Annotated in this window: 14 protein-coding genes; 7 read left to right on the top strand and 7 right to left on the bottom strand. The window is 44.2% G+C overall.

What is annotated here, in order from left to right:
* Positions 1 to 124: 124 nt before the first annotated feature.
* The gene (locus tag NSQ58_RS23330) at positions 125 to 961 is read right to left on the bottom strand and encodes an AraC family transcriptional regulator (RefSeq protein WP_023988150.1); all 837 of its coding nucleotides are present in this window, start codon (positions 959 to 961) and stop codon (positions 125 to 127) included.
* A gap of 138 nt (positions 962 to 1,099) precedes the next feature.
* Here NSQ58_RS23330 and NSQ58_RS23325 point away from each other — a divergent pair, with 138 nt between their 5' ends.
* The 3 genes from NSQ58_RS23325 (at position 1,100) to NSQ58_RS23315 (ending at position 5,269) form a co-directional block, all read left to right on the top strand.
* Positions 1,100 to 3,127: a beta-galactosidase gene (locus NSQ58_RS23325; protein WP_069080073.1), complete on the top strand. Its 2,028-nt coding sequence runs from the start codon at positions 1,100 to 1,102 to the stop codon at positions 3,125 to 3,127.
* A gap of 69 nt (positions 3,128 to 3,196) precedes the next feature.
* Entirely contained in the window at positions 3,197 to 4,423 is a 1,227-nt protein-coding gene (locus NSQ58_RS23320) for an MFS transporter (RefSeq protein ID WP_028542745.1), read from the top strand.
* A 210-nt stretch (positions 4,424 to 4,633) separates the two neighbouring features.
* Positions 4,634 to 5,269: a hypothetical protein gene (locus NSQ58_RS23315; RefSeq protein ID WP_069080038.1), complete on the top strand. Its 636-nt coding sequence runs from the start codon at positions 4,634 to 4,636 to the stop codon at positions 5,267 to 5,269.
* A gap of 73 nt (positions 5,270 to 5,342) precedes the next feature.
* On the opposite strand, the gene NSQ58_RS23310 is transcribed toward NSQ58_RS23315, so the two are convergent.
* Positions 5,343 to 6,173 (bottom strand): DegV family protein, encoded by an 831-nt coding sequence (locus tag NSQ58_RS23310; protein WP_023988146.1) that lies wholly within the window; start codon positions 6,171 to 6,173, stop codon positions 5,343 to 5,345.
* A 21-nt stretch (positions 6,174 to 6,194) separates the two neighbouring features.
* Complete coding sequence (locus NSQ58_RS23305) at positions 6,195 to 6,632, bottom strand: MarR family winged helix-turn-helix transcriptional regulator (RefSeq protein WP_023988145.1); 438 nt, start codon at positions 6,630 to 6,632, stop codon at positions 6,195 to 6,197.
* Positions 6,633 to 6,823: 191 nt separating this feature from the next.
* Between NSQ58_RS23305 and NSQ58_RS23300 the strand changes: the two genes are divergently transcribed.
* Complete coding sequence (locus NSQ58_RS23300; protein WP_023988144.1) at positions 6,824 to 7,291, top strand: GNAT family N-acetyltransferase; 468 nt, start codon at positions 6,824 to 6,826, stop codon at positions 7,289 to 7,291.
* 187 nt (positions 7,292 to 7,478) lie between these two features.
* On the opposite strand, the gene NSQ58_RS23295 is transcribed toward NSQ58_RS23300, so the two are convergent.
* The 3 genes from NSQ58_RS23295 to NSQ58_RS23285 form a co-directional block, all read right to left on the bottom strand.
* Positions 7,479 to 8,060 carry an NAD(P)H-dependent oxidoreductase gene (locus NSQ58_RS23295; protein WP_028542747.1) on the bottom strand — a complete coding sequence of 194 codons (582 nt, stop codon included), beginning with the start codon at positions 8,058 to 8,060 and terminating at the stop codon, positions 7,479 to 7,481.
* Between the two features lie 76 nt (positions 8,061 to 8,136).
* A complete protein-coding gene (locus tag NSQ58_RS23290) occupies positions 8,137 to 8,559 on the bottom strand; it encodes a MarR family winged helix-turn-helix transcriptional regulator (protein WP_069080039.1) in 423 nt (140 codons plus the stop codon).
* A gap of 340 nt (positions 8,560 to 8,899) precedes the next feature.
* Positions 8,900 to 10,021 (bottom strand): NADH:flavin oxidoreductase, encoded by a 1,122-nt coding sequence (locus NSQ58_RS23285; RefSeq protein ID WP_028542748.1) that lies wholly within the window; start codon positions 10,019 to 10,021, stop codon positions 8,900 to 8,902.
* 245 nt (positions 10,022 to 10,266) lie between these two features.
* Between NSQ58_RS23285 and NSQ58_RS23280 the strand changes: the two genes are divergently transcribed.
* Entirely contained in the window at positions 10,267 to 10,863 is a 597-nt protein-coding gene (locus NSQ58_RS23280) for a TetR family transcriptional regulator (RefSeq protein ID WP_023988140.1), read from the top strand.
* A gap of 95 nt (positions 10,864 to 10,958) precedes the next feature.
* On the opposite strand, the gene NSQ58_RS23275 is transcribed toward NSQ58_RS23280, so the two are convergent.
* Complete coding sequence (locus NSQ58_RS23275) at positions 10,959 to 12,110, bottom strand: iron-containing alcohol dehydrogenase (protein WP_025718549.1); 1,152 nt, start codon at positions 12,108 to 12,110, stop codon at positions 10,959 to 10,961.
* A gap of 251 nt (positions 12,111 to 12,361) precedes the next feature.
* Here NSQ58_RS23275 and NSQ58_RS23270 point away from each other — a divergent pair, with 251 nt between their 5' ends.
* Both NSQ58_RS23270 and NSQ58_RS23265 read left to right on the top strand, forming a co-directional pair.
* Positions 12,362 to 13,396 (top strand): C40 family peptidase, encoded by a 1,035-nt coding sequence (locus NSQ58_RS23270; protein ID WP_341058300.1) that lies wholly within the window; start codon positions 12,362 to 12,364, stop codon positions 13,394 to 13,396.
* 239 nt (positions 13,397 to 13,635) lie between these two features.
* Positions 13,636 to 14,166, top strand: coding sequence for a GNAT family N-acetyltransferase (locus NSQ58_RS23265; protein WP_076156913.1), 531 nt, complete (start codon positions 13,636 to 13,638; stop codon positions 14,164 to 14,166).
* Positions 14,167 to 14,248: the final 82 nt, after the last annotated feature.

Raw genomic sequence — 14,248 nt, 5'->3', positions numbered from 1 at the left:
GCACATCAGTTTGATGAAACAAATGAACTATTATTTTATACTCCCTCATCCTGAAAAAAACAATAAGGAATGCTCCCTAAAAAGAGCATTCCCGAGTAAGAAAGAGTATTTCGATAAAATACCCTTATGTATACAGTAATTTGAACCTTTCCGGGGTAATTCCTTCAGCTCGGCGGAAAGTTGCCACAAAATGACTGGCATCTCGGAATCCTACTCGCTCCGAAATCTCCTTTACTGTTAATTGCGGATATTCCGTCATCATTTCCTTGGCCTTCCGCAGCCGAATTACAATCAGATAAGCATAAGAAGTCACACCAAACGCTTGCTTAAATAATGTATTTAAATGACGGGAGCTGACATTCATCATAACTGCCATATCACCTAGGCCCACATCTGGACTGGCATAATTTTGCTCCATAAAGGCCAGTACAGGGGTTAAACGTTCCACATTATGGGATAGGGAAGGCATCGAGCTATGTTGTCCATGTTTACGCAGTAGAGTCAGAAAACGATACATATTGGCCGAAGCATCTAATCCAGACAAATCACGTTCACTAACCATGGAATGGAGCATAGTTTCCCCAAAGCTGTGCAGCTCGCTATCCGGGTCCCAATGATACCCACGCGTATGCTTCAATCCCAGTGCAGTCAATACAGCAGCGGCGATGGGGCCGTCAAATGTAATGTATAACGTTCGCCAAACCTTGGTCGCCCGTCTGTATGCATGGGATTCCCCGGGCAGCAGCAGAACCCCGGACTGCTCTCCCAGACGGAAGGTCCCCCCTTTAAATGTAAACATCCCTTCACCAGACACCGTCTGAATCCAGTGAAAGCACGGATAACCCTCTGGACGGGACACATCCTCCTGCCTGCTGTTAAATCCGATACTTTCAATAAAAAGGGGTAAAGAGTGCTCACGCGTAGTCAGGAAAAATCTTAAATGATGGGGAGTTAAAATCATAAAAAGCACCTCCGGCGTATGCGGGTATATATTCTTCATGTAGATCCATATTGTTATATACACGTTCATTTTATTATATTTAAAAGCAGTTATTTGTATTATAAGATAGAATTATTCTTATATACAGAGGTGATTGGCATGATAAGCAGCAAACTTCCTAAAGTATTTTACGGTGGAGATTATAATCCTGAGCAATGGGATGAGGCCACGCATCAGGAAGATTTACGGATGTTCAGGCAAGCAGGGATTGATATCGCCACGGTCAACGTATTCTCATGGGCCAAAATTCAGTCCGACGAAATCACATATCATTTTGAATGGCTGGATCAATTGATTGACAGTCTTTATGAAAGCGATATCTTCGTTTGTCTAGCTACTAGCACGGCAGCGCACCCTGCTTGGATGGCTACCCGCTACCCCGACGTTCTCCGGGTAGACGCTGACGGACGGAAGCGGAAATTCGGTGGCCGCCACAACTCCTGTCCGAACAGTCCAACGTATCGAAAATACGCGGAGCAGATGGCTGACCGAATTGCAGAACGATACAAAAACCATCCCGCGATCCTCGTGTGGCACGTGTCCAATGAGTACGGCGGGGATTGCTATTGTGATAACTGCGCGGCCGCATTCCGGGTGTGGCTCAAGCAAAAATACGGATCACTGGAAGAGCTAAACCGGGTGTGGAATACTTCCTTCTGGGGTCACACCTTCTATGATTGGGATGAAATTGTACCGCCAAATAATCTGAGCGAGCATTGGGGAGAAAATCACTCCTGCTTTCAGGGCATATCCCTCGATTATGCGCGCTTCAATTCAGACAGTATGCTGGATTGCTACCTATTGGAATATAACGCGATTAAAAAACATGTTCCCGATGCCGTGGTAACAACCAATCTGATGGGCTTTTTTAAGCAACTGGACTATTTTAAATGGGCTAAGTACATGGATATTGTATCTTGGGACAGCTATCCCGGGGCCAATACTCCGATAAGCTATACGGCGATGGCGCACGATCTGATGCGCGGCTTGAAGGACGGGCAACCCTTTATGCTGATGGAGCAAACACCGAGCCAGCAGAACTGGCAGGCGTATAATTCGCTTAAACGGCCCGGCGTTATGCGGTTATGGAGTTATCAGGCAGTCGCGCATGGCGCGGACACGGTCATGTTCTTCCAGCTTCGCCGCTCGATCGGCGCTTGTGAGAAATTCCACGGGGCCGTCATTGAGCATGCCGGGCATGAGAACACACGTGTATTTCGCGAGGTGGCACAGCTTGGCAGTGAGCTTGGCGCATTAGGCAACACACTACTTGACGCGACCGTTAATGCCAAAGTAGCCATTTTATTCGATTGGGATAATTGGTGGGCTTTGGAAAAATCAAGCGGCCCTTCTGTCGCCTTGAAATATATGGATCAGGTACACAAGTATTATGCTCCCCTCTTCCGGCGGAATGTACAGGTAGACCTGGTTTCTGTTGATGCAGATTTCCAGAAATATGATCTCATTATCGCGCCTGTACTCTACATGGTCAAGCCGGGTACCGCCGAGAAGCTGGAACAATTCACAGAGCATGGCGGCACCTTCGTAACGACCTTTTTCAGTGGCATTGTGAATGAAAACGATCTGGTCACAACCGGAGGATATCCTGGTAAACTGCGTAACTTGCTCGGGATCTGGGTGGAAGAAATTGACGCGCTTCTGCCGGAATCACACAATCGCATTGTATTGAAAGAAAAGGTGGGCGTATTACAAGGTGAATATAAATGCGGTCTACTCTGTGACTTGTTGCATAGCGAAGGCGCCGAAGTACTGGCCGAATACGGCGATGATTTCTATCAGGGCATGCCAGTGCTGACACGCAATGGTTTCGGTCAAGGTGAGGCATGGTACGTTGCTTCAGACCCTGAAGAAGCTTTCCTTGATGGCCTGCTGGGCTACATTTGTGAGCAAAAAGGGATTCCATCCCTGCTGCGCGCTCCTGCGGGTGTAGAAGCCACTGTACGGACCAAAAATGGAAAATCATATCTATTCGTTCTGAACCATAACGCCCAGACGCAGCAATATCATCTGGATGATCAGAAAGGGAATGAGCTGATCAGCGGTAAATACCTGGAAGGAGAAATTTCTATTGAAGGCTACGGCTTTCATGTACTGGAGCTATCATAATCACTCAGATTTGACTCATGCAGTTTAGCTTGCCGCATGAGTCAAATCTAGGTATCAAAGGAGTTCATCATGAAACGACTGCTATGGATCGGCAGCTTATCTTATTTTTTAATCGGCCTGGCACACGTGGTTGTAGGCTCCCTACTGCCTGTGTTGTTAGAGCATTACGGTAGAAACTATACGGATGGCGGAAGTCTAATCTTCGCTCAATTTTCCGGTTTTCTGGCTGGAGTCCTGCTGTCGCCGTGGCTTGCCCGGAGTTTCGGCAAACGCCGAAGTCTGGTATTCGCCCTGCTCCTGCTATGCGCGGCGGAAGTGCTGTACTCATTGCTGCCGCCTTGGGGTTGGCTATATGCCGTCGGGGCAGCAGCCGGGTTTGGCTTCGGCATGGTAGAAACACTCATTGGCACTATTATTATCAGCGGTATTACTCAAGGAACGGGCGCGGCGATGAGCCGTCTGGAAGTCTTCTTTGGGATCGGCGCTTTGGCTATGCCCGCTATCGCCAGCCAGCTCATTGCACTCGGTTGGTGGCGATTGGCCTTTCCCATCATTTCCATGTTTGCAGCCGTCACCATTATAGCTTGGCTGCGCGGGTCCTTCGGCACGCTGGACGCTGTATTAGACCAACAGGAACACCAAGGTGACAACCATACGCGTTCCACTAACTCACCCAAATCCCCCACGGTGGAGGCTTCTAAGGGTAGCCCTATAGGCAATTGGAAGCTACTTGCACTATTTATCGTCTTTTTCTTTATCTATGTAGGGACAGAGATGAGCCTGGCTAATTTCCTGCCCTCCATGTTCATCGAACGGCTGGGTCTCACACAAGCCGAAGCAGCACTTAGTGTCACCTGCTTCTGGTTAGCAATGGCTACCGGCCGGTTATTCACAGGCTACATTGCCGATCGATACGGCTACGGTGTCTTTGTCGCCCTGAGCTCACTGGCAGCGACCGTGCTGCTGTGCGTGTTCCCGCTGATCAAAGGGACTGAAGGCGCCTTTATCCTTATTGTACTGCTGGGGCTGGGCATGTCCGGCATCTTCTCCATCGCACTTGTTTTTGCCAGCAAAATGATGCCGGGTACAGAAGAATCTACCACTAGCCTGCTTATCGGCGCAGGTGGAGTTGGGGGAGCTCTGCTGCCTTTATGGCTTGGAAATAGCATGGATCGTGGTGGAGCAGTCTCTTCGGCGTGGTTGCTGGCAGGCTTCGCCTGTATCCTGTGCCTGCTTGGGGGCATCTTGTACGCCCTATATGTGCGCAAAAAACGGCTTCAAACCGCTTCATCCTGAGACACGTCTCTACTGGCGCCTTTGTCTGTTCCTTGGTTGTCATCCAAGTGCACATTCAAAGGTGCTTTTTTACATACTAGACGAATGCACCTTGTACAGCAGCCCGTTTTTAGTCAAAATAGATCGTTTCCTATGAATCACAGGACAGATATCCATGCCTCCTCTAGATGAATGGAGTAGTATACAACAAACCATATGGAGGTGTTTGTATTGGGTCATCCTGAATTAAAACGAAAAAAAGGCCGTAAAAAAAATGTTTTTGTCCGTGCCTGGTTTGATAAGTTAGAAAAAAAGTTTGAGGAGAAGCCCCCAAAGAGAAAAGTCCGCTCGAAACGGAAAGGGGTTGGAAAAGATATCATCGTCAAAAAGCAACTTGTAAATGTGAATATTAATCATGGCACTTTAGGGCCTGATGGGGATCCTGGAACCATAGGTGATTTAGCGCAGTTCGGTTATATTTATAATGTGAAGCCCCAAGTTGTTCCGATTGAAGGGGATGTCATTTTGGATACGAACGGTATACTTACACCTGGAATTGCTCATGTTCCAGGAACTACACAGATTGCTGTATCCGATGCTGGAAAATATGAAGTTCACTTTTCGGTGTCCGGTATGGAACCTAACCAATTCGCCATCTTTATTAATGGCGCACTGGCTGTGGGAACTGTATACGGCTCAGGAGCCGGGACACAACAGAACACAGGGCAAGCTATCCTCGCTCTGGCATGCGGTGACGTCCTTACTCTGCGAAACCATAGCTCTACTACTGCTGTTACCCTGCAAACACAAGCCGGAGGAACTCAAGCCAGTATAAACGCTTCTGTCCTCATTAAAAAATTGAGATAGGCTTGAACTCCCGCAAAGTCTCAGTGTACTAAAAAGGGTTTATCCATACAGCGAGGATAAACCCTGAATATTTTTAAAAAGCCATAATGATCCCTTTGTCATTGGCATACATTGAACTAATCCCTCTGGTGGACACAATATGAATATCTTTAAATTGATAGCGTTTCTTCAGCGCATTCATTAATTTTTCCGCCAGCCCAGGATTATTGCAGTGAGTAATGACGATGCTTTCTCCTTCGGTAGCCCGGCCACTTTTTTCAATAGTATCTGCCAGCTTTTCGATAATTTGATTCTGACCGCGTGCTTGAGTAAAAAATGCGATATTCCCGTCACCATCCGAGCCTAAAATAGGCCTGATATGCAAGAGTGAAAGTATCTTTCCTGTGATTTTATTCATCCGTCCGTTTTTAACCAAATTATCCAGATTTTCCAAAACAAAGTACGTTTTCATCTTGCTGATAAAGCTCTCCAAGGAAGAAATAATTTCGCTTTTATGATAGCCCTCGTCGATTAGCTTGCGTAGTTTTAGAGCTAACAAGAGCTGTCCAGCCGAAGCGCTTTTCGAATCAAATACATGAACATCCGCCCCCTCTTCTTCCGCCATATCTTTTCCTACCAATGCACTGGAATAAGAACTGGACAGGTTGCTGGATAATGTAATGGCAAAAGAAGTATGCGTACCTTGAAAGGCTTCCTTATACAGCATAGGTGACGGTGATGCGGATCCAATTTTGGTTGTACAGGCTTTCATTTCTTCCATAAACTGAGGCAAGTCCAATGTGTCATCATCTACGAAGCATTTATCTCCCAGCGTCATATTTAACGGAATTGTAGTAACTTGCATCTCTTCTCTAAGCTCTCTCGTTAAATCACAGCAGCTGTCTGCTATTATTTTATATCTCACCCGGTACACCCTCACATTATGTTATTTTTCAATAGAACCCGCATTCATAATACTCAAAGAAAGCTCAATTAACCGTATAAAATCCTTCACATTCTTCTCACCCAAACCTACTACAAGCGCTTCAAAATAACCCTCAATTCTCTGTTGCTTCTGTTTGATCAACGATTCACCATCTACTGTGAGCCTTACACACATTCGTCGTCTGTCATGCTCAGACATTTCCATAGTCACATAGCCTTTTTTCCTTAATCCCGTAAGCGCTGCCGTAATTCTTGATCTGGATACATGCAGATGATCGCTGAGCAAGGAAGGATTAATTTCATCATCCCGATGCTGAACTAAATATTGAAGCACATGGTTTTCCCCCTGAACAAGCTCCGTCAGGCTACTGAATAATTCCATGTCATAAATCCGGTTAACGGATTCTCTCAATTCGTCCCTTAGTTCATAATCTTTCATAGTGAACCTCCGCAAAACACATAATACATACAGTTAACTATTAATACTATGTACTATAATGAATTGCCCACGATAATAACAATGAAATATTTGTGAATTTTAATACAAGGGTTAATGAGCTCAGCGTCGAATAAGAAAAAATACGCTTGATCACCTCTTGCCAGTTTACGGTAAAGGAGTTGTTACATAAGATGAAACGGTTTACTCTTCGCCAATCCCACAATTCGGATATTGAAAGCATTGCTAATTTACGGGCGATTGTACTGCGGAACGATTTAACCAGATTAGGAAGGTTTGATGAAGAGAAAGTTCGTCAACGCTTTCGTGATGCATTCGATTCTGTCCATACCTGGATCATTGAGGAAGACTCTTCTTTTGTGGGCTGCATAGCTTTTAAACCGAGATTAGACGGTTATTTATTGGAGCATTTTTATATTCATCCCAGTTACCAAGGTAAAGGAGTCGGCAGTCAAATATTAAAAAATCTGCTAGAACAAAATCATGTAAAAGGAAAACATGTAACCTTAAATGTTCTGCAAGGAAGCTCAGCCAGACGTCTTTATGAACGGTTTGGTTTTAAAATTGAACGTGAGGACCCTATTGACGTTTACATGTACTTAATCGTAGAGGGACATTCCAAAACCGTCGAAAGATCATAGAGTCATGCTTCAACCACCCTTGAATGTCCAGTTATATCTGCCCCAAGATGCTATTACAAATTCAAAAGATCTATGAACCGGGATGTTGGAGATATATAAGCACTATAAGAAAAGGCCAACCACTAAATACGGGTTGACCTCATCATTTAAAGAATGTCTTACGTTTCTAAGAGAACATAAACTGACTTTACAGCACCGTTTTAACCGTGTCTTGGACTTGCTTCAGCAGTCCTTTATAACCATCTTCATCAAGGTAACCAATACTTCCAAGCAGCAAGTGACCGACGGATTCAATTCCAACGAAATCAAAAATTCCCGTATCTGATGTGATCTTCAATCCTGCGGTCATACCGATTTCATCGTAGATCGCGTTGGGAGTACCATGTGTATTCACGATAAAACCTTTTTTACCTGTAAGCAGCTTATTAATCCCTTCCGCACCAGCCGTATATGCAAATCCGTATGCAAATACACGGTCAACGTAACCTTTCAGGATGGCAGGAAGACCTGTCCACCAGATGGGAGAAATAAAAGTAATTGTATCCGATTGTGAGATGTATTCCTGCTCCACTTTGATATCAGCCGGAGTTTGCCCTGCTCTCATAGCGGCAGTATCCTCAGGTTTTAATACAGGTTGAAAATCAAGGGCATATAGATCACGTACAACGACTTCGTCACCTTTTTCTTTCAGAGTATTTACAACCGTTTCGAGTATCGCGTGATTAAAGCTTTCAGCGTTAGAGTGAGCATAGATGATAAGATGTTTCATTTAAATAACCTCCAGAAGTTTTATTGTTATTTTGATATTAATATAGATATCTATGCATTTATTCAAAAAAAAAAAATTATAATCTGTTTTTTACATGCTCTAACAGATATTCCAGTTGTTCTTTTTCCTCGTCTTTCAGACCACCATAGATGGTTTCTTTTAATCTATTGGAGATCATCTCAAATACAGGCTCTATCTCTCTTCCCTTATCGGTCAGAAATATCAAGGTAACCCGACTATCCTCCCTTTCTTTTTTTCTTTCGACATACCCCAACTTCACTAGCTTGTCGATCAAAACAGTGACAGTGGGTTGCTGACGAGAAATTTTTTGCGTCAATTCCTTAATGGAAAGCCCGTCCTTTTGATAAAGGAACATTAGAATTCCACCATGAGTAGGAACAATTCCTTCAATTCCATTTGATTCGAGCTCAGACACAATCAATTTATTGATCGAGTCTCTAATGGTTCCTATCAGTGCAGCTGCATTATTTTTTAACATACAAGCATTATTACATAGACATCTATATATATCAAGTGTTTATGTCAGTCTGATTTGGTTTTAACGTATGAAATGCTTCAAAGAATTAAGAATAAGTTTGTTATAATGGGATCTAAAATAGATAGGAGCTTATTAAATGGAGCAGCTTTTAAAGAAAATTAAATACTTGAGTACCCAAGAAAAGAAAACTTTAAAGCAAATATGACTTAATCTAAAATGGTTCATGGTGACTACTGTCGCAGACGCATTAAAAAGCCAAAATACCCGAAGTTCCTTACCTGACTTTGAGTATTTTGGCTTACACTGTTTATTTAAAGAGGTATTCGAAGTATAAGATGTTTTAGTTGAGCGTTTGAAGTACCTCAGGTGTAAAGGTTTGAAGATCATGAATTCGGCCTTCACGTATTTTTGTAGCCCATGCAGGATCACCCAGAAGCGCACGCCCAACAGCTACCAGATCAAATTCATTGTTGTCCAGCCGTTCCAGAAGTTCATTAATATCTTGGTGTCCTGCCCCTTTCCCTTCCGTATAACTTACAAAATCCTCATCCAGACCTACAGAGCCAACCGTAATCGTGGTTTTTCCAGTCAGCTTCTTCACCCATCCGGCAAAGCTCAAATCGGAGCCTTCAAATTCAGGTACCCAAAAGCGACGTGTCGAGCAATGGAAGATGTCCACGCCCGCTTGTACTAACACATTCAGGAGCTGCCCCAGTTTATCCGGTGTATCGAACGGCTTTGCGTTGTAATCATTCATTTTCCATTGGGATAGGCGCATGGCAATAGGGTAATCAGGGCCAACCTCAGCACGAATAGCTTCCACAAGCTCAATGGCGAATTGTGCACGTTTTATGATATCGCCACCATAGCGATCCGTACGTTGGTTCGTTCTCTCCCAAAAGAATTGATCAACCAGATAGCCGTGCGCTCCGTGAATTTCAACGCCGTCAAAGCCCAATCGTTTTGCATTCGCAGCTGCATCGACATAGGCCCCAATGACCTTGACGATTTCTTCTTCTGTCATCGGCTCGGTCACTTTTTTTCCTTCCAGATCCAGCCCTGATGGACCAATCGACAGCGCTTCTGGGTTCGGCTGAGATCCCAAAGGGCGAGCCATCCCCATATGCCAAAGCTGTGGAAAAATTTTACTACCGGCTTCATGAACCTGTCTGACCACTTCAGCCCAACCGTTTAAAGCCGCTTCTCCATAAAAATTAGGTATCCTCGGCTCACTTGTTCCAGCAGGATGGTCAATTACTGCACCTTCAGTAATAATAAGACCTACACCATTCTCTGCGCGACGGCGATAATAAGCGGCTACATCCGGTCCTGGCACACCATTTGGTGAAAAAGCGCGGCCCATTGCCGGCATTACAATACGAGTCTGTAGGGTCAGATTATGAATGGTATAAGGTTGAAATAAAGCTTCTGTTGAATGGACATTTTGCGGTTGATTACTCAAGGATTGTACCTCCCCATTTTCTTTTATCGTTTTTAGCGATATATAAAAAGCTCGTGCACCATCAAACGGGGTGCAAGTGAAATGTTAGCAATGTTTAATTTATCATTCAACCGACAAAATGTTCATTCTGTTGCTTAACCAAAAGGGTTATAAAATTGTTGTATATCTAAACTCACTTGTTGACAAAACAACACATGTTTATAATGGGGGAATCATTTAATTTACCTGAAAGGAGTGTCTTGAGGATGCCTGGTGTAACCTCACCCAACCCAAACGATCCGCGCGTCATTCGAACACGTAGATTAATTCTCGACGCATTCGTTGACCAATTAAATAAGAAAGACTTCTACACGATTACGATCAATGACATTACCCAAAAAGCCACCATTAACCGTGCCACGTTCTATGCACATTTTCAAGATAAATATGCACTGCTTGAAACCCTTTTGTCAGACGCATTTTTGGAGTATGTTATCAAGAGGATTGATGCTGAGGCACGTTTGTCGGAGGAGATCATTCAGAAACTTATTCTTTCGTTATGTGACTATCACGACTCAAGTAACCAATGCGTTCATAAATATAATTCAGTGGCACCGATCCTGGAAGAACATATTAAGAATCAATTAGAGCAATTCATACTTCAACTCATAACAAGAGAAGCCAATAATACAGACCAAAGAACGTTAGAACTTGCCGCGACCATTTTAAGCTGGTCCATTTATGGTGTAACCTTTCGCTGGAATGTGGAAGGAAAAAAAGAGTCTCCTACAGATTTAGCCGAGAGAGCTGTGCCTTTAATCTTCAATGGGGTTGTCTTATCTCTAGTCTCACAAATCTCTTAGCAGAAAATGCGAATAAAAAGGGCCGTTCCCAGTATACTTCGATCAGTTCCTGGGACAGCCCTTATAGTATTTAGTAAAATAATTGCATCTTTTATTTAAAGAATTTTCTTAAACATCTCGATAACTTGTTCTTTGCTAGGTATGAACGGATTGCCCGGAGCGCAAGCATCCTTCATTGAGTTCTCGGCAAGCAGATCCAAATCCACTTCATTTACACCCAGTTCAGAAAGTTTGGAAGGAATCCCCACTTCCTTCGACAGGTCTTTGATTCTTTGGATTACATAGTCAGCGCATTCCTTATCCGTTTTCCCCTTATCTTCAAAACCGATGACCTTAGCGATGGCACGAAACTTCTCTGGTACATGCTTGGCGTTCTCCTCTTCCACAATCGGCAGCAGCATGGCATTGCAAACACCATGAGGCAAATCGTATACGCCGCCAAGCTGATGCGCCATCGCATGAACGTAACCCAATCCGGCATTATTAAATGCAAGTCCTCCCAAGAAAATAGCGTATACCATTTGCTCACGTGCTTCTATATCATGACCGTTGCTCACTGTACGAGCCAAATGATTAAAAATAATCTCTACTGCTGCCAACGCAGTGGCATCCGTTACAGGATAGGAACCTGGTGTAACCAAAGCTTCAATAGCATGGGTCAGAGCATCTAGCCCTGTAGCTGCCGTTAATGCGGCGGGTTTGTCTACCATCAGCTCAGGGTCGTTGACCGAAATCGTAGCTACACTATTCTTATCAACCATAACCATCTTGACCTTGCGCTCTTCGTCCGTAATGACATAATTGATCGTGATTTCAGCCGATGTTCCTGCTGTGGTATTAATAGCCACAATAGGAAGCGATTTGTGCTTGGATTTATGAACGCCCTCATACTCGGTTATATGTCCCCCGTTGGTAGCAATAATGCCGATTCCCTTAGCCGTATCCTGTGGTGATCCTCCGCCAATCGAAATTAAAAAGTCACATCCGTTTTCTTGCAGAAACTGAACACCATCATGTACATTTTTACAGGTCGGATTTGGTTTTACTTCATCGTATACCGCATAGTTCAATCCAATATCATCCAGCAAAGATGTAACCTTGCCTGCAATGCCACTCTTCATCAAAAATTTATCCGTAACGACTAGAGCTTTGTTTAAATTCAGTTCTTTTATATACGGCCCAACTTCATGCAAACAGCCTGTTCCCATAAGATTGATAGATGGTACAAAAAATACATGTGCACTCATATAAAATCGGCCTCCTAAAGAATTCACTTCTTGTTGCCTCGCTAAATATAGAATTATTCTCTAAAGTGAAATATTTCACATTTATAATTTTATCTTTATTTTATTTTGATGTCAATAATGAAACACAGATATTTATTGGTTTTATTTTTGTTTGTTTTGTTTTTTAAACGAATCCAATATTTGGTACACAACTAATCGGAGGAAGCCTCGTACAACTTAGATGAACACATTAACAACGAGGTGATGACAGCATGACAATCAACAAGGGAGTATTGCTGGCTCTGCTGGCAGTATCGCTGCTCCAAGCAAACCCGTCTTATGCGAAGTCGGTACCGCTGACTCCGGTGACGACCGTTTATGTGGATGACCACCCGCTTCAGCTTGCCGCCGAGCCGCTGCTGCTAGACGGGACAACGCTCGTCCCCATGCGTCAGTTGTTTGAGGCGCAAGGAGCTGTGCTTTCCTGGAACGGATTCAGCAAAACCGTAACAGCAACCAAAACCGACACGGTGCTGACCTACCACATCGGGGAACTCGTTGCTACCCTAAACGGCAAAACGCTGTCCCTGAATGTTCCGGGACAGATCGTTGAGGGCAACACGATGATTCCACTGCGTTTTGTGAGCGAAGCACTTGGGAGCACAGTGAAGTGGGATGCCCTTACCCGGACAATCCGGATTGCCTCCAGGGACGATTTTTTCACAACAGTTCTTTCCAGGGTCAACCTGCGCAGCGAACCGGATTCATCGGGAGCTTCCCCTTCCCTGCGGCTTATTCCAGCCAGCGAAAAGGTTCACGTCATCCGCGAGGTCAATGCTCTCTGGCTGGAAGTGCGCACTAAAGACAACCTGACCGGATACATATCGGCAAAACCAAAATACAGCGACTATTCCAGCCCATCCCTGGCGGAACGGCAGGGAGATGAACTCATCGCCTACGGAGAGAAATTTCTCGGTATCCCTTATGAATTCGGCGCAGCAACCGGACAGACATCGACCTTTGATTGTTCTTCTTTTGTGGGGGAAGTGTTCCAGCATACGCTCTCTATCGACCTCCCCCGTGTCTCTTATGATCAGGCTAAAGAAGGGCGGGAGGTCGGGCTGAACGAGCTGCGCAAAGGCGACCTGCTGTTCTTCAGCGCACGCGGGCTAGAGATCGGCCATGTGGCTATCTATGCAGGGAACAACAAATTGCTGCATACATTTTCCAAAGAACGCGGCGTTCATTTTGACACGCTTGACGATAAATGGCAGAAACGTTTCGTCACAGCGCGCAGGCTGTTGTAGGACGAACCAGATAGCCAGTAACAGTAGGCTATTCCAGTCCACATTCATTATCTTCTAATTGCCTTTTGCCGGACGCTCCCTTGCGGATTGCGTTCAGGCGGCAAAAGGTCTGGATTCATTGTAAAATGGAGGTCATAACGTTTAAAGACTACGTTCGCTTAAAAAATTGGATTGAGGTATTAATCGTTTTGAAATACTAGGTAGAGTCTTTTGACTATAGACAGGAGGAATAAATAATTATGCAGTTTGAGACAAACCGGCTCATCATTCGTGATATTTTCAGATCTGATTGGGAAAGTATACATACGTACACGTCATTGCCTGAAGTTACTAGATATACAGCCTGGGGACCGAATACAGAAGAAGATACAAAGGCATATATAGAACAAGTTTTAGCTTCGCAGCAGGAACAGCCACGACAAGACTACGAACTAGCCGTTTGTCTGAAAAATAATGGAATCCTGATCGGCGGTATGGGTATTCATGTCAAAGATACTAGTGCAGAATTGGGTTACGTTTTGAATCCAGATTATCAAGGGAAGGGTTATGCAGCAGAGGCAGCACGAGCGTTACTAGACTTTGGATTTAGCACACTTGCTGTCCACCGTATTTATGCAACATGTCGTCCAGAAAACAAGGCTTCTGAGAAGGTTATGCAACAGATCGGAATGCAACGTGAAGGTTTGATGCGTGAACACTGGTACTATAAAGGCGAGTTTCATGATTCATGTTTGTACTCTATTCTTGCTGAGGAATATAACAGGACATAAACGGTGTTTTTTATATCTAAATATATTTTTGATTATTCAACAGACAATTACTCCTTGAGAAACATGTTACTGCGATAAAATG

Origin of the sequence: Paenibacillus sp. FSL M7-0134 (assembly GCF_038007865.1) — a bacterium.
GTDB lineage: Bacteria > Bacillota > Bacilli > Paenibacillales > Paenibacillaceae > Paenibacillus > Paenibacillus polymyxa_B.
This window is presented reverse-complemented; position numbering and strand designations above follow the sequence as displayed.

Bases quoted from the DNA above. Each gene is read 5' to 3' on its own strand.
- NSQ58_RS23325 (WP_069080073.1), top strand. From the start codon at position 1,100: ATGATAAGCAGCAAACTTCCTAAAGTATTTTACGGTGGAGATTATAAT.
- NSQ58_RS23290 (WP_069080039.1), bottom strand. From the start codon at position 8,559: ATGTTAAAAAATAATGCAGCTGCACTGATAGGAACCATTAGAGACTCG.
- NSQ58_RS23275 (WP_025718549.1), bottom strand. From the start codon at position 12,110: ATGAGTGCACATGTATTTTTTGTACCATCTATCAATCTTATGGGAACA.
- NSQ58_RS23320 (WP_028542745.1), top strand. From the start codon at position 3,197: ATGAAACGACTGCTATGGATCGGCAGCTTATCTTATTTTTTAATCGGC.
- NSQ58_RS23270 (WP_341058300.1), top strand. From the start codon at position 12,362: ATGACAATCAACAAGGGAGTATTGCTGGCTCTGCTGGCAGTATCGCTG.
- NSQ58_RS23280 (WP_023988140.1), top strand. From the start codon at position 10,267: ATGCCTGGTGTAACCTCACCCAACCCAAACGATCCGCGCGTCATTCGA.
- NSQ58_RS23300 (WP_023988144.1), top strand. From the start codon at position 6,824: ATGAAACGGTTTACTCTTCGCCAATCCCACAATTCGGATATTGAAAGC.
- NSQ58_RS23305 (WP_023988145.1), bottom strand. From the start codon at position 6,632: ATGAAAGATTATGAACTAAGGGACGAATTGAGAGAATCCGTTAACCGG.
- NSQ58_RS23330 (WP_023988150.1), bottom strand. From the start codon at position 961: ATGATTTTAACTCCCCATCATTTAAGATTTTTCCTGACTACGCGTGAG.
- NSQ58_RS23295 (WP_028542747.1), bottom strand. From the start codon at position 8,060: ATGAAACATCTTATCATCTATGCTCACTCTAACGCTGAAAGCTTTAAT.
- NSQ58_RS23265 (WP_076156913.1), top strand. From the start codon at position 13,636: ATGCAGTTTGAGACAAACCGGCTCATCATTCGTGATATTTTCAGATCT.